The sequence below is a fragment of the Hafnia sp. CBA7124 genome (assembly GCF_002355555.1).
GTDB lineage: Bacteria > Pseudomonadota > Gammaproteobacteria > Enterobacterales > Enterobacteriaceae > Hafnia > Hafnia alvei.
The window spans coordinates 3,771,887-3,793,373 of the sequence record NZ_AP017469.1; the positions used below are offsets into that span (position 1 = coordinate 3,771,887).

The window sequence follows — 21,487 nt, forward strand, 5'->3', positions numbered from 1 at the left end:
TTATACCCAAAATAATTCAACTGACGGGTTTAGTTAACTAAACAAAAGTAGCACAAATGTCGCTGTAATCATCATAAATCTTGCAAGACATCCAAGGCGTCAGACAGCTTTTTCACCCCAAAAACCTGCATATTCGGCAACGGCTTTTTCGGCATATTGGCATGTGGAACGATGGCGCGTTTAAAGCCATGTTTTGCCGCCTCAGAAATACGCTCCTGACCGCTGGTCACGGGGCGAACTTCTCCCGCCAGCCCCACTTCACCAAAGACCACTAAATCCTGTGGCAACGGACGATCGCGCAGGCTAGAGACTAAAGACATTAGCAGTGCGAGGTCTGCGCCGGTTTCCGTCACCTTCACGCCACCGACCACGTTCACGAAAACGTCCTGATCCGCCATCTGCAAGCCACCATGACGATGTAATACCGCCAGCAAAATCGCTAAACGGTTTTGCTCTAGCCCCACCGCAACGCGGCGCGGGTTTGACATCATCGAGGTATCCACCAGCGCCTGAATCTCCACCAACAGCGGGCGCGTACCTTCCCATACCACCATCACAGAGCTTCCGGAGGTAATTTCTTCGCCACGGCTCAAGAAGATAGCCGAAGGGTTACTCACTTCACGCAGCCCCTGCTCTGTCATGGCAAATACGCCCAGTTCGTTCACGGCGCCAAAACGGTTTTTATGACTACGTAGGGTGCGAAAACGAGAATCCGCGTCCCCATCTAACAGCACGGAGCAGTCGATACAGTGTTCCAGCACTTTCGGCCCCGCCAGCGAGCCGTCTTTGGTTACATGGCCGACCATCACGATAGCCACGCCGCGCGTTTTAGCAAAACGGGTCAAATACGCCGCCGTTTCACGCACTTGCGCCACGCTGCCCGGCGACGATTGAATGTCTGCCATGTGCATCACCTGAATGGAGTCGATAACCATCAGCTTCGGCTGCTCTTGTTCCGCGATCAGGCAAATTTGCTCAATGCTGGTTTCTGACAGCATATTCAAGCCCTCAGTGGGCAGGCCCAAACGGTGCGCTCGCATCGCGACCTGCTGCAACGACTCTTCCCCGGTGACATATAGCGTTTTCATTTGCTGAGATAATTTACACAGGGTTTGCAGCAGCAACGTACTTTTCCCCGCGCCGGGGTTACCGCCGATCAGAATCGCACTGCCCGGCACCACGCCGCCGCCTAATACGCGGTCAAACTCAGCAAATCCGGTTGAAAAGCGGGGCAACGCCTCAAGGCTGATATCCGAGAGTTTTTGCACCTTGCTAACGCCGGCATCACCCGCATAGCCAGACAACCGTTCCGCGCGCGCCACCGCAGGCGAAGCCGCCAAACGTACTTCAGTAATGCTATTCCACGCCTGACAGGCGCTGCACTGCCCCTGCCAACGTGGGTAATCAGCACCACATTCGTTGCAGACAAAGGCTCGTTTAATTGCTTTCGCCACGGAGACTCCTAGAACGGTTTTAGTCACAAATAGATAGGGGGAATTCTAACAGGAGATGGGAGAATATTACTGTTTTTTTATACAGACTTTGCAGCGATGGCTCCGCTCTTTAAATAAGAAAGAGAGAGGAGAAGATACACCGTGCGTTTCTCCCCCTGATAGGGGGAGGCTGAAAGGGCGGAAAATTACCGCTCCTCGTGCTTCAAACTCGCACTCAGCACGCACAGCACGCCCATCAAATCAGCATGACGTATAGCCACCGAGGCCTGAGCATAGACTTTCGGCTTCGCATGAAACGCCACACCTAATCCTGCCGCCTGAATCATTTTTAAATCGTTGGCACCATCGCCAATCGCAACGGTTTGCGACAGCGGGATCTCCAATTTCTCGGCGAGTTTTATCAGTGTCTCGGCTTTGTACTGAGCGTCCACAATCGGGCCGATCACTTTGCCGGTAAGTTTACCATCCTTAACTTCCAGATGATTAGACACCGCATCCACCAAATCAAAACGATCGCGCAGGTGATCGGCAAAATAGGTAAAACCACCGGAGGCAATGGCCACATGCCAATCTAACGATTGAAGTTTACGCACTAAACTCGTCAAACCAGGCATTAGCGGCAGCGAAGAGCGCACCGTTTCTAGCACCGAAACATCGGTATCTTTAAGCTTACCGACACGCTCACGCAGGCTGGCTTTAAAGTCTAATTCGCCGCGCATCGCACGTTCGGTGACTTCAGAAACCTCTTCGCCCACACCGGCCAGCTTCGCAATTTCATCAATGCATTCAATTTGAATCGCGGTGGAGTCCATATCCATCACCAACAAACCGGGCGTACGAAGATGCGGAATTTTACCTAGCGTAGCAATATCCAGCCCTTGCTCATCGGCCAGCTTTTTCGCCCGCGACGGCAGGTTCCCCGCTAAACGGATCACCTGATAATCTTCAATACACCATGCCGTCACCACCACCATGGCTGCACCAAGGCGGCGCTGGAAGGCGCATAGCGCGGTCTTATCCAGATTGCGTCCATACAGAAGCCATCCGGTGTGACCTGCGCGATAATCTAACGGCATGACTTCGTCGCCGCTGAGAGAAAGGGGTAAACCCGGCCAGCGATAAATTTCTGCTGGCAAATCGCAATAAGTCAGACTGTTTGGCATAACAACAACTCCTTGGAAGACTTCATTTGCCACCACAAAACCGAGCATCAAGCTATCCTATCGGTAAGGCTTCTGGCAACATAAAGTGATAAACGTCTTATAGGGCTAGCTATGGTTAAGGCTAAAATTAAATTCAGGCTACACCGCACCGCTATTGTGCTGATTTGTTTGGCCTTATTGGTGCTTTTGATGCAGGGAGCATCCTATTTCAGTTTGAGCCACCAAATGGCGCGTTCTGAGCAGGTTGAAGAACTGGCACAAACGCTGGCCGAACAGGTTTCCGATCGCCTCATCCCGTTGATGAATACCGGCAATGACGATCCCGACGGCGACAAAATTACTCAGATTCTGAATCGACTGACAGAGCATAGTCGTATTTTAGACGCCAGTGTGTATGACGTTGATGGCACCATGATTGCTCGTTCCGGCGAGAAAGTGGCCGTTCGTGACAGATTGGCGCTGGATGGAAAGCGCGCTGGCAGCTATTTCAATCACCAAATCGTGCAAATGATTAAAGCTAAAGATGGCCCAATTGGCTTTCTGCGCTTAACGCTGGATACGCATGTGTTAGCCACGGAATCTCAGCAGGTGGATAACACCACGAACCTGCTGCGTCTGATGATGTTACTGTCGCTGGCGATTGGCATTATTTTGGCACGCTCACTGCTACAAACGCGTCGTTCACGTTGGCAACAATCAACTTATTTACTGACGGCAAATACGCCGGTGGAAGAAGATCCTGACGATCAAAACGATGATGATTCTACCACCGAACGCCCTGACACATTGGAAAAAGACCCGAAGAAATCGTAATTAAGTCTCTGAATGCAAAAAGCCCCGCCAAGCATATGCTTCGCGGGGCTTTTTAACGAATGAGGGAGTTGACCGGTAAGCCGGGTTCTGTCGTGGACAGTCATTCGTCTAGGCCAGCAATCGCTCACTGGCTCAAGCAGCCTACCCGGGTTCAGTACGGGCCGTACCATGTGAACCCCTATTTGGCCTTGCTCCGGGTGGAGTTTACCATGCCACGGACTGTTGCCAGCCGCGCGGTGCGCTCTTACCGCACCCTTTCACCCTTACCTGATCCCACTTGCGTGGGCCATCGGCGGTTTGCTCTCTGTTGCACTTGTCGTAGGCTTGCGCCTCCCAGGCGTTACCTGGCACCCTGCCCTATGGAGCCCGGACTTTCCTCCCCTCCATCTGTCTCCCCGAAGGGGACGGCAATGAAGCGGCGACTGTCTAGTCAACTCCGCGGCGGATAATAGGGCATTACGCCCTATTTGTCACCCTCTGCATTCTCAAGCGCGTATTTATACAGCGCATTCTTCTTCACACCGTGAATTTCGGCGGCTAAAGCGGCGGCTTTTTTCAACGGCAGCTCTTTTTGCAGCAGTGCTAATGTACGCAGCGCATCGGCTGGTAATGCATCTTCATCGGCTTTATGGCCTTCGACGATCAGCACCATTTCACCGCGGCGACGCATATCATCTTCCAATACCCAGTCGAGTAACTCACCGACTGGCGCACCGTGAATGTTTTCCCACGTTTTGGTCAGCTCACGCGCTAACACCACGTAGCGGTCGCGCCCCATGACTTCAACCATATCTTTCAGGCTATCAATCAAGCGATGCGTTGATTCATAAAAAATTAGCGTGCGAGGTTCTTCTAACAAAGCCTGAAGCGTGTCTTTGCGTGATTTTGTTTTCGCAGGCAGAAAGCCTTCATAGCAGAAGCGGTCGGACGCAATGCCAGACGCGCACAACGCGGTAATTGCGGCACAGGCGCCCGGCAGCGGAACCACGCGAATACCCACTTCCCGACAGCGGCGAACTAGGTGATAGCCCGGATCGTTAATCAGCGGCGTGCCCGCATCAGAAACCAACGCAATGCTCTGACCTTCTTGAAGTTTTGCAATAAGCTGGTCTGCTTTTTGTTGTTCGTTATGGTCGTGCAAAGCGAATAGTCGAGCATTAATAGCAAAATGCTGTAGCAGTAGGCCAGTGTGTCGCGTATCTTCTGCTGCTATCAAATCGACCGCTTGCAAAGTATCCAACGCTCGCTGGGTAATATCACCGCGATTCCCGATTGGCGTAGGAACGACATACAGCGTTGCAGCAGAAATTACAGCTTGATCGTCTTGATTCATTGTTTCATCCGGTTTACCGATTTAATATTGAGCATCTTTGAAAAAACTGCACTGGATACAGTATGCTTTCCTCACTCATTGTCCGCACCAAGTCCGGACGCATTATCCCCGTAGTTCTCGCCGCTATGTTAATGGCTGCGTGCTCGGGACAAGCTCCACAGACGCCTGCGGCAAATATTCAGGCTGAAGCATCGGCTTCATCCGAATACTATCTGCAACAAATGCAGCAGAGCAGCGATGATAACAAGGCTGACTGGCAATTACTCGCCATTCGTTCCCTGATCCGCGAAGGAAAGCTCCCACAAGCGGCGGAATTGCTGGGCAAACTACCGCAAGAGCTAACTGATGTCCAACGTCAGGAACAGCAGTTAGTTAGCGCTGAGCTCAGCATCGCGCAAAAAAACATGCCTAACGCTTCGGCGATTTTAGCCAAGTTAAACGTCGACTCGCTTTCAAATAGCCAGAAAGCCCGCTACTACCAAGCGGTTATCGACGCCAGCCAAGGCAAAGCCTCACTGCCGGTTATTCGCGCCTATATTGCTCAAGAACCTTTGCTCAATGACAAACAGCGTCTGCAAAATATCAATGGCACTTGGGCTGCATTAACTCAGCTAACGCAGGCCGATCTGAATAGTCTGGTGATTAACGCCGACGAAAATATTCTGCAAGGCTGGCTGGATTTGCTGCGCCTGTATCAAGACAACAAACAAGATCCAAGCCTGCTGAAAGCCGCGATCAAAGATTGGCAAACTCGCTATCCAAACAATCCGGCCTCCAAAGTCTTACCAACCGCGCTGGATAACGTGCTGAATTTCAAACAGGCATCAACCTCAAGCGTTGCCCTGTTGTTACCGCTAAACGGTCAGGCACAGGTTTTCGCTAACGCGATCCAAGCAGGTTTTAACGCCGCTAAAAATGGCGTTATCACCCAAAGTGCGCCAAGTCAGCCACAGCCAGCGGCGGCTCCAGACGATGCCAACGCAGCCCAGCCAACCAGCACCGATCCTAATGCTAACGGCGCAGTTAGCACCAGTGGAGCCGCATCCGTTGCAGAAGCTGCACCAGCAGCCGCGCAAACCGACGCTGACGGCATGCCTGTTGCCCCTATCGTGCCGCCGTCTGCCAGCAATGCGCAGATTAAAGTGTATGACACCAGCTCTCAGCCACTACCCGCCCTGCTCGCTCAGGCTAAGCAAGACGGTGCGACGTTAGTCGTTGGCCCACTGCTGAAAGAAAACGTGGATCAGCTCTCCGCTGGCAGCACTCCGTTAAATGTACTGGCGCTGAATCAGCCAGAACAGGTGCAAAACAATCCCAATATCTGCTACTTCGCGCTGTCTCCTGAAAATGAAGCACGCGACGCGGCTAAACATATTTGGGAGCAAGGCAAACGTACTCCGCTCATTTTGACCCCACGTGGCTCATTAGGCGATCGCGTAGCGAAAGCCTTTGCGCAGGAATGGCAGCAACTGGGTGGTTCAACCGTGTTACAACAAGGCTTTGGCTCAACGGGTGAACTGCGTCAGTCAATTAACGGCGGCACAGGCATTCGCATGACTGGGCAGCCCGTGATGGTGGCCTCAGCCTCACAGCCTCAATCCGTGACCATCGCGGGTTTAACTATCCCTGCGCCTCCGGCTGATGCGGGTGCCGTTTCTACCTCCAGCGGTAAAGTCGATGCGGTATACATTATCGCCACGCCTGCAGAACTAACGCTAATTAAGCCGATGATTGATCTGGCTAACGGTTCGCATAGCGGATTAGGCCTGTACGCGAGCTCACGTAGCTACCAAGCGGGTTCTGGCCCTGATTTCCGTTTAGAAATGGACGGATTGCAGTTCAGCGATATTCCATTGCTGGCTGGAAGTAACCCAGCGCTGTTGCAGCAAGCCGCAGCTCAGTTCAAAAATGACTACTCTCTGGTTCGTCTGTATGCCATGGGGGCCGATGCTTGGGTGCTGGCAAATCACTTCTCGCAGATGCGCCAGATTGGTGGTTTCCAATTGAATGGCTCCACCGGTGTTCTCAGTGCAGACAGCAACTGCGTCATCAACAGGAAGTTGCCATGGCTCCAGTACCGTGCAGGAAGCATAGTGCCGATGCAATAAGTAGGAAAAAAGTAGACCGACGCCAAATTGGTGCGCAGTATGAAATGATTGCGCGCCAATATCTTGAACGTGCCGGGCTTCATTTTTACGCCGCTAACGTCACGCTACGTGGCGGCGAGTTAGATCTTATTATGCGCGATGGCGAAACGTGGGTTTTCGTTGAAGTTCGTTATCGTCGCACCTCTCTTTATGGCGACGCGGCTGCGTCAGTCAGTTACACCAAGCAACGCCGGTTGTTGCACAGCGCAGCAATCTGGTTGACGGAACGCGGTGGCAGCTTCGACACCACGGATTGTCGCTTTGATGTTTTGGCAATCACCGGTAGCCAGTTACAATGGTTGCCAAACGCATTTGCAGCGGCCGAATAATTTCGCCCGCCGCGCCTTGAACCAATGGACAATTTTACCGTGCTGGAAAGAATCAAAGGCTGTTTTACAGAAAGTATTCAAACTCAGATTGCTGCGGCTGAAGCCTTGCCTGACGCTATTTCGCGTGCAGCAATGACGCTGGTACAGTCATTACTGAACGGCAATAAAATACTCTGCTGTGGTAACGGCACCTCTGCCGCAAACGCCCAGCATTTTGCCGCCAGCATGATCAACCGTTACGAAACCGAGCGTCCAAGTTTACCGGCGATTGCACTAAATGCCGATAACGTGGTCTTAACTGCCATAGGCAACGATCGCCTGCATGATGAAATGTATGCCAAACAGGTTCGTGCACTCGGCCATGCAGGTGATGTGTTACTGGCAATTTCAACGCGCGGGAATAGCCGCGATATCGTGAAAGCCGTAGAAGCCGCGGTAACCCGCGATATGACGATTGTGGCACTGACAGGCTATGACGGCGGCGAACTGGCCGGTTTACTTGGTCAGCAGGATGTGGAAATCCGCATCCCTTCACACCGCAGCGCACGCATACAAGAAATGCATATGCTTACGGTTAACTGCCTTTGTGACTTAATTGATAATACGTTGTTCCCCCATCAGGATGATTGAAGGAGTCTCGATGACTAAGCGTTCCCCGTTCACCCGCTGTTTTCCTATCGCATTTGTTGTAGTGAGTGCGCTATTGCTCCAGGGATGTATCGCCGCTGCCGTTGTTGGCAGTGCTGCCGTGGCCACGAAAACCGCCACCGATCCCCGCAGCGTAGGGACACAGGTTGATGATGGTACGCTCGAAGCTCGCGTATCAAATGCGCTAGGCAAAGATGCACAGCTGAAGAAAGAAGCGCGTATTGTTGCTACCGCCTATCAAGGCACCGTTCTCTTAACCGGTCAGGCACCAACGGCAGATCTCGGCGCTCGCGCCAAACAGATAGCCATGGGCGTTGACGGTACAACATCGGTCTACAACGAAATTCGTACCGGCAAACCGGTGAGCTTGGGGACAGCCTCAAGCGATACATGGATCACGACGAAGGTTCGCTCTCAGCTGTTAACCAGCGATGCGGTTAAATCCTCTAACGTCAAAGTAACGACGGAAAATGGTGAAGTGTTCCTGCTGGGCTTGGTCACGCAGGAAGAAGGCCAAGCAGCGGCGAAAATCGCCAGTCAGGTTAGCGGCGTTAAACATGTTACGACGGCATTTACCGTTTTGAAGTAACACCCAAAAGGCCATAATAAAAAACCCCGTTGATACGGGGTTTTTTATTTATTGATTCTGTTAACTCAAGCCTAATACAGCTTATTCTGTTTCAGATAACCTTCACCACCAAGCTGTCTCATTTGGCGTAAAATCCACTGCTGGCGTCGTAAAACATAGCCTGAAGGTGCCTTGGCACTAAACCGATGCGGATTAGGCAATACGGCGGCTAAAAGAGCGGCTTCAGATGCAGTAAGGCGACTGGCCGGTTTATGGAAATAGCGTCTGGCAGCTTCTTCAACGCCAAACACGCCGGGGCCAAACTCCACAATATTCAAATAGACAGTTAATATGCGGCGTTTAGTCCACGCCACTTCGGTGCCCAGCGTCAACCCAGCCTCTAATCCTTTACGCACCCAACTGCGGCCATCCCATAAAAACAGATTCTTAGACGTTTGCTGAGAAATCGTTGATGCGCCGCGCACGGGCTTATCCCCTTTGTCGCCGCCATCGATGACAGATTCAATCGCGCCGAGATCAAAGCCCCAATGTTGAGGAAACTTTTGATCTTCAGCCGCAATCACGGCTAACGCCATATAGGGAGAAATTTCATCCATCGGCACCCAGTCTTGATGGGCAACGTAGCCGAAATCGCCGCTAAGCCAAGCGCCCAACTGGCGCTCAACCATCACCGCGGAAAATGGAACTGGCAAAAAAGCAAAGATAACAATCCCCGCAGCCCACACACCAACCACGGCGAGAACTGCTCTGACCGCCCAAAAGCGCAGTCGCATCAACAAGCCATTTCCCTGCCCGTGCCGCCTCTTCATTCAGTCAGTTCCAGTACCCGCGCAACCAGTTTATCAATCCCTGCTGCCGCTTCGCTGATAGAGTTTGCGAGCATATAGGCAGGTGTTGTGACAACTTTCTGCTCTAAATCAACCACGATGTCATCCACCGGGCAAACAACGTGTTCACCACCCATCTTATCGATGGCCTCAGCGGTATCAGGATCGTTGCCAATCGTTAAACGCGTATGCACGCCTAACAATTTAGGCAGCATGGTTGGTGCAATGCACATAAAGCCCAGCGGTTTACCCGCCTGATGCAGCTGCTGGACCAACCGTTGCAGATCGGCATCAACGGAACATTCAGCGCCCTGCACGGCAAACGTACTCAGATTTTTAGCCGCGCCGAAACCACCGGGAACGATCAACGCGTCGAGTTCTTCTGCGTTAGCTTGGGAAAGCGGTTTGATATCACCTCGTGCGATACGCGCAGATTCCACTAACACATTGCGACTTTCGTGGCTCTCATCACCGGTCAGATGATTAATCACGTGCATTTGAGGCTTATCCGGAGCAAAAAAGTGAACCTGAGCGCCTGCGCGATCCAAGGCTAGCAGAGTTAAAACCGACTCATGAATTTCAGCACCATCAAAAACACCACAGCCACTCAAAACCACACCGACTTTTTTCATTTCTTTCTCCAAAAAATGGTGACTCAGCATACTTATTCAACACTTAACAAAGTTAAAGGTATGCATGCTAAGCATTAGAAACATTTAACAGTTTGCTTTTTCTCAATGCAAAGGAACATTTTTACTGGAATTTTCCTAGTAACTATCTAGAGTTAAGTCAATCCTTAAAACGTTTGTATTAGGAAACACTAGGCTGCATCACACATTTTAATGAATCAACTAACACGCAGTAAAACATGTTGGTATGTTGGTTCGGCTTCGCGTAAAACTCATAAGTTATGTTTACGCAATTGCTTCAAGGCAATACCTTTAGAAAAACTTAAGCGTAGACACCCTGTTTCCCTGGTGTTGGCGCAGTCGTTGCGCACCCCAGCCTAGGCTGGGGTCATTTTTTCTATTTCTTGGTCGCTTTATCCGCCCAATCTCTCAACACTTTCACGTCATGACGCCATTCATGTTTGAGCTCATCAACCCACTCCTGAACGTTGTCCCACCATGCAGGCAATGATGACGTTTGGATCTGCTGAGCAACCTGCTGTAAATGGCGTAAACCGACCGACCCCGCAGCGCCTTTGATCTTGTGACCTTCCTCAGTAATGCCTTTCTCATCGCGAGCGGTCATATTGGACTCAAGAACCGCCAAATAGCCTGGCATCATTTTTTCAAACATCTCAACGCTTTGATAGATGAGTTGCGGCCCGACTAAATCAATGTACTGTTGCAGCATGTCAGTATCTAAAAGGTCTTCGGTATTGTGAGTCACTTTTTTACTCTCCACCTTTTTCTCCTTAGCCTTCGGCGCTTCATCCCAGAACTTCTTGATCATGGCGGTTAGAGCCGGAACCGATAGCGGTTTGCTCAAGACATCATCCATGCCAGCATCAAGATATTCTTTCTTGTCTTTCAGCACGTTAGCAGTTAACGCCACCAGCGGTGGCAAATCATCATAGTGCTCACATAAATTGCGAGCGATATCCAACCCCGTCATATCTGGCAACTGAATATCAAGCAGCACCAGATCGTATTCACCCGGCGTAAACATATCCAACGCCTGTTGTCCCGTCATCGCAACATCAACGCTATTGCCTAGTTTTTCCAGCACGGAACGCGCCACGATAACGTTTAATTCAATGTCTTCCACCAACAGCACATGCAGCGCTGGCAGCGGTAACTCAGCATCTTCCGGCTGTGGTGATAGCGCCTCCTCCACCACAGGTGCATCAATCGAGAGCGTGAAGCATGACCCTTCCCCCGGCGTGCTGCGAACCACGATATCGCCGCCCATGTTTTGCGCTAAACGCTTGGAAACCGCAAGACCAATACCGGTGCCCGTTGCGGGTTTACCACCATTCTGATCTTTCACCTGATAGTACATGGCAAAGATTTTATCTTGTTCATCCTGCGGAATACCGATGCCGCTGTCCTTCACTTCAAAGAACAATTTCCCATCGTTTTCACGCCACACTTTCACGTTTACGCCGCCTTTCTGGGTAAACTTGACCGCGTTACCGATCAGATTCCACAGGATTTGGCGCAGCCGTGTGCCGTCTGCCAAAATTTTATGCGGTAAATTAGGCTGTGGCTCTAAAGTGAAGTCCAGTTTTTTCGGCTGCACCAGCAGCCCAGAGAGGTTCTCTAAGTCCGTCAGGAAGCCGGTGAAATCTATCGGTTGGTTATCAAGCTGAACCTTACGTCGTTCCAGCTTATCCATTTCGATAATGTCGTTGAAAATATTGCCGAGGGTAATGGCGCTCACATGAATAGTTTTAAGGTAGTTAAGCTGCTCTTGGTTCAGCTCGGTATCGAGCAAAATGCGGCTCAGTCCCACGATACCGTTCAGCGGGGTACGTAGCTCATGGCTGATGGTGGAGATAAAGGTAGTTTTGTCACGGCTGGCGTTTTCTAACGCATCCTGATAACGCTTACGCTCGGTGATATCTCGGCCAAAGCCCATTAAGCCATGGCGCTTGCCGACGCGATCATAAAACGGCACTTTGCGCAGCTCAAAGCAGGCTTTGCGTCCATCAGGATAAACGAGCCATTGCTCATAGGTCAGCGAGACGTTATGGCGGAAAACTTTCTCATCGGTCTCAATCACTTTCTTGGCGATATCTTCATCGTAAACATCACCCGGCTGTAAGCCAATCAGCTGTTTTTCACTCTTGCCTGTCAACAGTTCCATGGCGCGGTTACAGCCGGAAAACTCTTCATTTTCATTACGGTAGTAAACCAGATCGGGCGAAGCATCCAAGAAAGAGCGTAGCAGCGCCGACTGCTGTTCTAGTTCGATTTGCGCTTGTTCACGCTGATCGATTTCATGCTGCAAAGTATCGAGCACCTGCAAACGCGCTTCTTCAGCTTTAACGCGCTCGGCGATTTCCTGATTCAGTTGAACGATATTATTTTTTAGCTGCTGATTAAGCTCAAGATCGCGATAGCGCATCTCTTCCAGCTTATTCACTAATTTAGACAGGCGTTGGCGTGACTCTTCCAACTGTTCCACGACAACGGAAAGAAAATACACGGCCCATGGCGTGATCAGCAAACCAAAGAATACCGAGCGGACAACGTCGATACTCTCAACTTGCCCGCGCAAAAGCATCGTGACGGCCATCTGCACCACGATAGCTAATATAACCAGCACCGAAGCCAACAGGATGGAAAAGCGCACCAGCCCCAGTTTTACCATTAAATCGACGTAGTACTGGGCTAATACCCGAATTTGCTTCATGTGCAACTCCCTTGGATTACGGTCTTTTAAATCATACCGTAAAACGATTGTTAAGGGAGATTGGAGTTAAAGGAGTATGGATTACTTAACAGCCCCCCACCCTAACCCTCCCCTTCGCAGGGGAGGGAACTGTTCGGTGATGTTTATATGAATCTCGATCGGCCCCTCCCCCTGACAAGGGGAAAGCTGGGAGGGGGGCAGTCTGATATTTATCCACCCTAACTCTCCCCTTCGCAGTGGAGGGAACTGTTCGGCGATGTTTATATGAATCTCGCTCAGCCCCTCCCCCTGACAAGGGGGAGGCTGGGAGGGGGCAGTCTGATATTTATCCACCCTAACCCTCCCCTTCGCAGTGGAGGGAACCGTTCGGTGATGTTTGTATGAATCTCGATCGGCTCCTCCCCCTAACAAGGGGGAGGCTGGGAGGGGGATGTGGCAATATTAGAGGTGAGGGAATAATAATTACAATGCTGAACCCTGCCCCCCAAACTCCAGCATATAGCGATTTAACTCCACCATTCCCGTCCAGCGATTCTCGCACCATAACGGTGCTAGCAACGTTGGCCGGCGGGCGCTGGCGGAAATGCGGTGGTAGACGATATCCATCGGCGTATGGCGGATCATTTCTCCCGCGATGTTCACATACTCTTCCAGCGGGAGTTCACGTAAGCGCCCCGCCTGCCAAGCCTTCGCCATGGTGCTGCCGGTAACGATATGCAGCGGATGCAGCTTAATTCCGTCCACACCGGTTTCAACCACACGCTCCAGCGTCTGCATACATTCATCTTTCGCTTCGCCGGGCAAACCAACAATCAGATGGCTACACACTTTCAAACCACGCTCACGCGCTGCACGCGTGGTTTTTTGATAACAGGCAAAATCATGCCCGCGATTGATGCGTTTTAGGGTTTTATCCTGTGCGCTCTGCAAGCCAAGCTCGAGCCACACCTCATAGCCTTTATCGCGGTACTCGCTCAGCAAATCCAGCACGCTATCCGGCACACAGTCTGGGCGAGTGCCCACGCAAATCCCAACCATATCTGCCTGCTGCAATGCCTCTTCATACATGTTCTTCAACGTACAGACTTCTGCATAAGTACTCGTATAGGCCTGAAAATAAGCCAAGTAACGATTCGCTCGGTTTACCTTGCGTGCCTGCGCGGCAAGCTGCTCAGCAATATTCTGGCGCTGCATTTGTTCGTCGGCAAATGAAGCGACGTTGCAAAAAGTACAGCCACCGCGCCCTAAAGTGCCGTCACGATTTGGGCAATTAAAACCGCCATGAAGGGTAAGTTTATGAATTTTTTCACCATAGCGGCGCTGAAGATCGGCACCGAACATATTCACGAGTTGCTGCAACTGCATAATCTAGGAGGTCGCCTGTACACATCACGAAAAAACTGAGGGCGCAGATCCTACCGCATACCGCGATAGCCTGCGCTGATAGAGATCAATCCCATCCCCCATCACCATCTAGAATAAAAAATCACTATTAATGATAATAAATTCAATCCATCGATAATGAAGAATTCTTATTATTTTCAAGCTGCTGACACAATGATGTTGCTGAGATGAAAAATAGTGATAACCAACGCGAAAACTTAATTTTACAATACAATTCACTATTAAAGTGAATTGCTCTAGCACGGTGCATAAATAATAGCCTTGCACTACAGTGAGTCAGCTCACATTTTTCTAGGACTAGCTTGACTTCCAGAAACAGTAAAAACACCTAATTTTCATTTTAAAATCATGTAATTGAATGAGAATCACATCTTCTAAAGTGTGAGCATCCCCACATTTGACCTACGTACTCTTTCTAGATAAGTTGAAAGACCGCTGGAAGCTAAATGTTTTTTTAACGATTTTTTCTAGACGGGCTAACGTCTCGTCATTTTTATGCAGTCATTTACGACTCCCTCGAAACACGCTGTTGAGTGCTTGCGGGCTTATCCCAAGCGAACAATAGCCGAGGCGGATGCGCGTGCCGAATGGTTATGCACTATCCCACTCGCAGTAAAGATGGTTAGTAATGCAGAGCCTGGGGAGGTTCACTGATATGTTGTACGATGCATCCCTTGAAAAGGACAACTGTGGTTTCGGTCTGATCGCCCATATAGAAGGTGAGCCAAGCCATAAAGTTGTCCGTACCGCGATCCATGCGCTCGCACGTATGCAACACCGTGGCGCGATTTTGGCAGATGGCAAAACCGGTGACGGATGCGGTCTGCTGCTGCAAAAACCCGATCGCTTCTTCCGCATGGTGGCTGAAGAGCGCGGCTGGCGTTTAGCCAAAAACTACGCCGTCGGCATGATCTTTCTCAGCCAAGACGAAAGCGAAGCCCGTGCCAGCCGCCGGATTGTTGAAGAAGAACTGCAAAATGAAACGCTGTCGGTTATCGGCTGGCGTGAAGTTCCTATCAACGAGGATGTGTTAGGCGAAATCGCCCTTTCCTCCATGCCTCGCATCGAACAGATATTTGTTAACGCGCCTGCGGGCTGGCGTCCACGCGATATGGAACGCCGTCTGTTTGTGGCTCGTCGCCGCATTGAAAAGCGTATTGAAGATAAAGATTTCTACGTTTGTAGCCTGTCTAATCTGGTGACGATCTATAAAGGGCTGTGCATGCCCGCCGACCTGCCACGCTTCTACCTCGATTTGGCTGACCTGCGTTTAGAATCGGCGATTTGTCTGTTCCACCAACGCTTCTCCACCAATACCGTTCCGCGCTGGCCACTGGCTCAGCCGTTCCGCTATCTGGCTCACAACGGTGAAATCAACACCATCACCGGCAACCGCCAATGGGCGCGCGCCAGAACCTATAAATTTAAAACGCCGCTGATCCCAGATCTTCAGGACGCTGCGCCTTTCGTCAATGAAACCGGCTCGGACTCCAGTTCGCTGGATAATATGCTCGAACTGCTGCTCAGCGGTGGGATGGATATCGTGCGCTCCATGCGCCTGCTGGTTCCACCGGCATGGCAGAACAACCCCGATATGGATGCCGATCTGCGCGCCTTTTTCGACTTCAACTCCATGCACATGGAGCCGTGGGATGGCCCTGCCGGTATCGTGATGTCCGACGGCCGCTTTGCCGCCTGCAACCTCGATCGTAACGGCCTGCGCCCTGCTCGCTATGTCATCACCAAAGATAAACTCATCACCTGCGCGTCTGAAGTGGGGATCTGGGATTATCAGCCGGATGAAGTGCTGGAAAAAGGCCGCGTTGGCCCCGGCGAGCTGATGGTGATCGACACCCGTAGCGGACGCATTCTGCATTCAGCCGAAACCGATGATGATTTAAAAAGCCGCCATCCGTACAAAGAGTGGATGGAGCGCAACGTTAAACGCCTCGTGCCGTTTGAAGATCTGCCTGACGATCAGGTCGGCAAACGTGAACTGAGCGACGATGAGCTGCTGACGTTCCAAAAACAGTTTGGCTATAGCAGTGAAGAATTAGATCAAATCCTGCGCGTGCTGGGCGAAAACGGACAAGAAGCCACCGGCTCGATGGGCGATGATACCCCGTTTGCCGTGCTCTCGAGCCGCCCGCGCATCATCTATGACTATTTCCGTCAGCAGTTTGCGCAGGTAACCAACCCGCCAATCGATCCGCTGCGTGAAGCGCATGTAATGTCGCTGTCCACCAGCATTGGCCGCGAAATGAACGTGTTCAGCGAAGCGGAAGGTCAGGCACACCGCTTGAACTTCAAATCGCCGATCCTGCTGTACTCTGACTTTACCCAGCTCACTACGCAGGATAGCGAACACTATCGCGCCGATACGCTTGATCTCACCTTCGACCCGCAGCAAACCGATTTGCAACAGGCGATTCATGCACTCTGCGAAGAGGCCGAGCAAAAAGTTCGTCACGGTGCCGTACTGCTGGTGCTATCAGACAGAAATATCAGCGCAGAACGCTTGCCAGTACCCGCACCGATGGCGGTAGGTTCTATCCAACAGCGTTTGGTCGAAAAAAATCTACGCTGCGATGCCAACATCATTGTTGAAACCGCCAGCGCACGCGACCCGCACCACTTTGCCGTTCTATTGGGCTTTGGTGCCACGGCTATCTATCCTTACTTAGCCTATGAGACGTTGGCTAAGCTGGCAGACTCCCACGCTATCGATAAAAAATATCGTGACGTAATGCTGAACTACCGCAACGGCATCAACAAAGGTCTGTACAAGATCATGTCAAAAATGGGGATCTCCACGATCGCCTCTTATCGCTGTTCTAAGCTGTTTGAAGCCGTAGGCTTACATCGTGATGTTAGCACCCTGTGCTTCCCTGGCGTGGTTAGCCGCATCGGTGGTGCCGGATTCAGCGATTTCCAGCAGGATCTGCAAAACCTGTCTAAACGCGCATGGCTGAAACGCAAGCCGTTGGATCAGGGCGGACTGCTGAAATTCGTTCATGACGGCGAATACCACATGTACAACCCTGATGTGGTGAACACGTTGCAAGCGGCGGTACAAAGCGGTGAGTACAGCGATTACCAAAAATATGCCAAGTTGGTTAACGAACGTCCGGTATCCACGCTGCGCGATCTGCTGAAAATCACACCGAAAGGTGATGCGGTTCCCGTCGAAAGCGTTGAGCCTGCCAATGAGCTATTTAAACGTTTTGATACCGCAGCCATGTCTATCGGCGCACTGAGCCCAGAAGCCCATGAAGCGCTGGCTGAAGCCATGAATGGCTTAGGCGGTTTTTCTAACTCCGGTGAAGGCGGCGAAGATCCTGCGCGTTACAAAACCAATAAAGTTTCCCGCATCAAACAGGTGGCTTCAGGCCGCTTTGGCGTCACCCCTGCTTATTTGGTCAACGCCGACGTGATTCAGATCAAAGTCGCTCAGGGTGCAAAACCGGGCGAAGGTGGTCAGTTACCGGGCGACAAAGTGACGCCGTACATCGCCAAACTGCGCTATTCGGTTCCCGGCGTGACGTTGATTTCACCACCGCCGCATCATGATATTTACTCTATCGAAGATTTGGCCCAGTTGATTTTCGACTTAAAACAGGTGAATCCAAAGGCGCTGATTTCCGTCAAACTGGTGTCTGAACCGGGCGTTGGCACTATCGCTACCGGCGTTGCCAAAGCCTATGCGGATCTCATCACCATCGCGGGCTACGACGGCGGTACGGGCGCAAGTCCGTTATCGTCGGTGAAATATGCTGGCTGTCCGTGGGAACTGGGGCTGGTTGAAACTCAACAGGCGTTAGTGGCCAACGGCCTGCGTCATAAAATTCGTTTGCAGGTCGACGGCGGGTTAAAAACCGGCGTCGATATTATCAAGGCCGCAATTTTAGGCGCAGAAAGCTTCGGCTTTGGTACAGGGCCGATGGTGGCGCTGGGCTGCAAATACCTGCGTATTTGCCATCTCAACAACTGCGCAACCGGCGTGGCAACTCAGGATGAAAAACTACGTCGCAACCACTTCCATGGTTTGCCAGAGCGCGTAGCGAACTACTTCCAGTTCATCGCCCGCGAAACCCGTGAGCTGATGGCTGAGCTGGGGGTCACTCGTTTAGTCGATCTGATTGGCCGTACCGATCTGCTGCTTGAGCTCGACGGTTTCACCGCCAAGCAAAACAAGCTGGATCTGTCCGCGCTGCTGAAAACGGCAGAGCCTAAACCGGGTAAAGCAGTGTACTGCACCGAAAGTAATCCATCGTTTGATAAGGGCTTGCTCAACAAAGAACTGCTGGCGCAGGTACAGGCTAATATCGAAGCCAAACAAAGCAAAACCGTTTTCTTTGATATCCGCAATACCGACCGCTCCGTTGGCGCATCGCTGTCTGGTGCCATTGCGGAACAACATGGCGATCAAGGACTGGCAAGCGATCCGATCAAAGCGCAGTTCACCGGCACCGCCGGTCAAAGCTTCGGTGTGTGGAACGCCGGTGGCGTAGAGCTAACGTTAACAGGCGACGCCAATGACTACGTTGGTAAAGGCATGGCGGGCGGCAAGATCGTAGTTCGTCCTCCGGTGGGCTCCGCCTTCCGTAGCCATGAGGCCAGCATTATTGGCAACACCTGCCTGTATGGCGCAACCGGTGGCAAGCTGTTTGCAGCAGGCCGCGCCGGTGAGCGTTTTGCGGTGCGAAACTCCGGTGCTATTACCGTGGTTGAAGGTATCGGCGATAACGGCTGCGAATATATGACCGGCGGGATCGTCTGCGTCATGGGCCGCACCGGTATCAACTTCGGCGCAGGCATGACCGGTGGATTCGCTTACGTGCTGGATGAAGACGGCGAATTCCGCAAACGCGTTAACCCAGAACTGGTTGAAGTGCTGAGTATGGAACAGCTGGCAATCCACGAAGAGCATCTGCGCGGTTTAATCACCGAGCATGTGCAACTGACCGGCTCGAGTCGTGGTGAAGAGATCTTGGCACACTGGCCTGAATGGGCACCAAAGTTTGCTTTGATCAAACCAAAATCCAGCGATGTAAAAGCACTGTTAGGTCACCGTAGCCGTTCCGCAGCTGAGCTGCGGGTACAGGCGCAGTAAGGGCGGAGAAGAATATGAGCCAGAACGTTTATCAATTTATTGACCTACAGCGCGTAGATCCGCCTAAGAAACCGCTCAAGATCCGTAAGATCGAGTTCGTCGAAATCTACGAACCCTTTTCTGAGACACAGGCGAAATCGCAGGCCGATCGTTGCCTATCATGCGGCAACCCGTACTGTGAGTGGAAGTGTCCAGTCCATAACTACATTCCAAACTGGCTGAAGCTGGCGAATGAAGGACGGATTATGGAAGCCGCCGATCTGGCGCACCAAACCAACAGCCTGCCTGAAGTATGCGGTCGCGTTTGTCCGCAAGATCGTTTGTGTGAAGGTTCATGCACCTTAAACGACGAGTTTGGCGCAGTGACCATCGGCAACATTGAGCGTTATATCAATGACAAAGCCTTAGCGATGGGCTGGAAGCCCGATATGTCGCACGTGCAGCCAACCGGCAAGCGCGTTGCCGTGATTGGCGCAGGTCCTGCTGGGCTGGCCTGTGCTGATGTCCTCGCTCGCAACGGCGTTCAGGCGGTGGTGTTCGATCGTCATCCAGAAATCGGTGGCCTGCTCACCTTTGGTATTCCGGCCTTCAAGCTGGAAAAAGAGGTGATGACCAAGCGTCGTGAAATCTTCAGCGGCATGGGTATCGAGTTCCGCTTGAACACGGAAGTGGGTAAAGACGTGCAGATTAGCGACTTACTCAATGAATACGATGCCGTTTTCCTGGGCGTGGGTACCTATCAATCGATGCGTGGCGGTCTGGAGAACGAAGACGCCAGCGGCGTATTCGATGCACTACCGTTCCTGATTGCGAATACCAAGCAGCTTATGGGTTACGCCGCTACGGAAGAAGAGCCTTACGTTAGCATGGAAGGCAAGCGCGTGGTCGTGCTCGGTGGCGGCGATACGGCGATGGACTGCGTGCGCACGTCTATTCGTCAAGGCGCAACACAGGTTTCCTGTGCCTACCGTCGCGATGAAGAAAACATGCCGGGCTCGAAGCGCGAAGTAAAAAATGCGCGAGAAGAAGGCGTGGAGTTCATGTTCAATCTGCAACCGTTAAGCGTTGAGCTTAACGGCGCTGGCCGCGTCTGTGGGGTGAAAATGGTGCGTACTGAACTAGGCGCACCGGATGCTGCCGGTCGCCGTGTCGCACAGCCCATCGCGGGCTCTGAGCACGTACTGGATGCGGATGCCGTAGTGATGGCATTTGGTTTCCGTCCTCACGCTATGAGCTGGCTGGCAGAACATGATGTGGTTCTGGATAAACAGGGGCGCATCGTGGCACCAGAAGGCAGCAATAACGCCTTCCAGACCAGCAATCCGAAAATCTTTGCCGGTGGCGATGCGGTTCGTGGCTCTGACTTAGTGGTCACCGCCATTGCGGAAGGCCGTAAAGCAGCTGAAGGGATCATGAGCTATTTAGAGGTGTAGAACTTCATCAGCGCATAATTTCCCATAACTAAAACGGAGCTTCGGCTCCGTTTTTTACTCTCGCAGCCCTCCGCTTTATGACACTGTTCACGTTTTAGTCACCTTTTGCTTGAAGCCGTATGGCGCCATCTCATATTGTATTTTGGAGTTTAACTTCAATAAAAATTTCAGGATGGAGCAGAATGTCACTCTTAACCGATTTAGAACAATGCGTACGCGATCAGGGCGGATTGATTGTTTCTTGCCAGCCAGTGCCCAACAGCCCAATGGATCGCCCAGAGATCGTCGCGGCCATGGCACAAGCCGCCGTATCAGCGGGCGCGGTTGCCATACGCATTGAAGGAATTGAAAATCTGAAAGCCGTGCGCCCGCATATCGCCGTACCGATCATCGGGATCGTTAAGCGCGATCTCATCGACTCACCGGTGCGCATTACCCCTTTTCTCGAAGACGTCGATACGCTGGCAGAGGCCGGAGCCGATATCATCGCCTTTGATGCCACTTTCCGTTCACGTCCGGTTGATATTGACGCGCTCATTGCACGCATCCACCAGCATGGTCTATTAGCGATGGCAGACAGCTCAACCGTAGAGGAAGGGCTCAACTGCCAGCAAAAAGGCGTTGAGTTTATTGGCACCACGCTGTCTGGCTATACCGGCCCGTTCACACCGGAAGAGCCGGATTTGGCTATGGTGTCAGAACTCAGCCATGCAGGCTGTCGGGTGATCGCCGAGGGGCGTTACAACTCCCCTGCTCTTGCCGGTAAAGCCATCGAGCACGGGGCATGGGCTGTCACCGTAGGCTCAGCCATTACGCGTATTGAGCATATCTGCCAATGGTTTAGCCACGCCGTTAAACGCTAGACGGAGCG

14 protein-coding genes, 1 other RNA gene and 1 pseudogene are annotated in these 21,487 nt (G+C 51.9%); 8 read left to right on the forward strand and 8 right to left on the reverse strand.

Annotated features, from left to right (window positions below; translation table 11 throughout):
• Positions 1-71 precede the first annotated feature (71 nt).
• On the reverse strand, positions 72-1,454 hold the full coding sequence (gene radA / locus CPY98_RS17245) for a DNA repair protein RadA (protein WP_025801158.1): 1,383 nt from the start codon (positions 1,452-1,454) through the stop codon (positions 72-74).
• A 185-nt stretch (positions 1,455-1,639) separates the two neighbouring features.
• Positions 1,640-2,617 (reverse strand): phosphoserine phosphatase, encoded by a 978-nt coding sequence (gene serB, locus CPY98_RS17250; protein WP_025801157.1) that lies wholly within the window; start codon positions 2,615-2,617, stop codon positions 1,640-1,642.
• Positions 2,618-2,728: 111 nt separating this feature from the next.
• On the opposite strand from serB, the gene CPY98_RS17255 reads away from it, so the two are divergent.
• A complete protein-coding gene (locus tag CPY98_RS17255; protein ID WP_046448682.1) occupies positions 2,729-3,430 on the forward strand; it encodes a YtjB family periplasmic protein in 702 nt (233 codons plus the stop codon).
• Between the two features lie 60 nt (positions 3,431-3,490).
• Here CPY98_RS17255 and rnpB read toward each other — a convergent pair.
• Together rnpB and rsmI are read right to left on the reverse strand one after the other, a co-directional pair.
• Positions 3,491-3,868: RNase P RNA component class A (rnpB, locus tag CPY98_RS17260), an RNA gene on the reverse strand.
• Between the two features lie 25 nt (positions 3,869-3,893).
• A complete protein-coding gene (gene rsmI, locus CPY98_RS17265) occupies positions 3,894-4,763 on the reverse strand; it encodes a 16S rRNA (cytidine(1402)-2'-O)-methyltransferase (RefSeq protein ID WP_040046162.1) in 870 nt (289 codons plus the stop codon).
• Between the two features lie 62 nt (positions 4,764-4,825).
• Between rsmI and CPY98_RS17270 the strand changes: the two genes are divergently transcribed.
• Genes CPY98_RS17270 through dolP form a run of 4 tightly spaced genes read left to right on the forward strand, consistent with a single transcriptional unit; the run spans position 4,826 to position 8,476 of the window.
• Positions 4,826-6,871, forward strand: a complete 2,046-nt coding sequence (locus CPY98_RS17270; RefSeq protein WP_096388495.1) for a penicillin-binding protein activator — start codon at positions 4,826-4,828, stop codon at positions 6,869-6,871.
• The gene (locus CPY98_RS17275; protein ID WP_043489315.1) at positions 6,829-7,239 is read left to right on the forward strand and encodes a YraN family protein; all 411 of its coding nucleotides are present in this window, start codon (positions 6,829-6,831) and stop codon (positions 7,237-7,239) included. Before CPY98_RS17270 ends, CPY98_RS17275 begins: the two co-directional genes overlap by 43 nt.
• A 39-nt stretch (positions 7,240-7,278) precedes the next feature.
• A complete protein-coding gene (diaA, locus tag CPY98_RS17280) occupies positions 7,279-7,869 on the forward strand; it encodes a DnaA initiator-associating protein DiaA (protein ID WP_025801152.1) in 591 nt (196 codons plus the stop codon).
• A 10-nt stretch (positions 7,870-7,879) separates the two neighbouring features.
• The gene (gene dolP / locus CPY98_RS17285) at positions 7,880-8,476 is read left to right on the forward strand and encodes a division/outer membrane stress-associated lipid-binding lipoprotein (RefSeq protein WP_025801151.1); all 597 of its coding nucleotides are present in this window, start codon (positions 7,880-7,882) and stop codon (positions 8,474-8,476) included.
• A 71-nt stretch (positions 8,477-8,547) separates the two neighbouring features.
• Here the strand turns inward: dolP and mtgA are convergent, their stop codons facing one another.
• The 4 genes and pseudogenes from mtgA to CPY98_RS17310 all read right to left on the reverse strand — a co-directional run bounded on the left by mtgA (position 8,548) and on the right by CPY98_RS17310 (position 14,031).
• A complete protein-coding gene (gene mtgA / locus CPY98_RS17290) occupies positions 8,548-9,249 on the reverse strand; it encodes a monofunctional biosynthetic peptidoglycan transglycosylase (RefSeq protein ID WP_231899472.1) in 702 nt (233 codons plus the stop codon).
• 32 nt (positions 9,250-9,281) lie between these two features.
• Positions 9,282-9,935: an isoprenoid biosynthesis glyoxalase ElbB gene (gene elbB, locus CPY98_RS17295; RefSeq protein WP_043489311.1), complete on the reverse strand. Its 654-nt coding sequence runs from the start codon at positions 9,933-9,935 to the stop codon at positions 9,282-9,284.
• 309 nt (positions 9,936-10,244) lie between these two features.
• Positions 10,245-12,666, reverse strand: a pseudogene (gene arcB / locus CPY98_RS17300) (aerobic respiration two-component sensor histidine kinase ArcB).
• A 462-nt stretch (positions 12,667-13,128) separates the two neighbouring features.
• Positions 13,129-14,031: a TIGR01212 family radical SAM protein gene (locus CPY98_RS17310; RefSeq protein WP_096388497.1), complete on the reverse strand. Its 903-nt coding sequence runs from the start codon at positions 14,029-14,031 to the stop codon at positions 13,129-13,131.
• 694 nt (positions 14,032-14,725) lie between these two features.
• On the opposite strand from CPY98_RS17310, the gene gltB reads away from it, so the two are divergent.
• The 3 genes from gltB to CPY98_RS17325 all read left to right on the forward strand — a co-directional run bounded on the left by gltB (position 14,726) and on the right by CPY98_RS17325 (position 21,479).
• Positions 14,726-19,183, forward strand: coding sequence for a glutamate synthase large subunit (gene gltB / locus CPY98_RS17315; RefSeq protein ID WP_096388498.1), 4,458 nt, complete (start codon positions 14,726-14,728; stop codon positions 19,181-19,183).
• 14 nt (positions 19,184-19,197) lie between these two features.
• Positions 19,198-20,616 carry a glutamate synthase small subunit gene (locus tag CPY98_RS17320; protein ID WP_043489295.1) on the forward strand — a complete coding sequence of 473 codons (1,419 nt, stop codon included), beginning with the start codon at positions 19,198-19,200 and terminating at the stop codon, positions 20,614-20,616.
• A gap of 182 nt (positions 20,617-20,798) precedes the next feature.
• Positions 20,799-21,479: an N-acetylmannosamine-6-phosphate 2-epimerase gene (locus tag CPY98_RS17325; RefSeq protein WP_096388499.1), complete on the forward strand. Its 681-nt coding sequence runs from the start codon at positions 20,799-20,801 to the stop codon at positions 21,477-21,479.
• Positions 21,480-21,487: the final 8 nt, after the last annotated feature.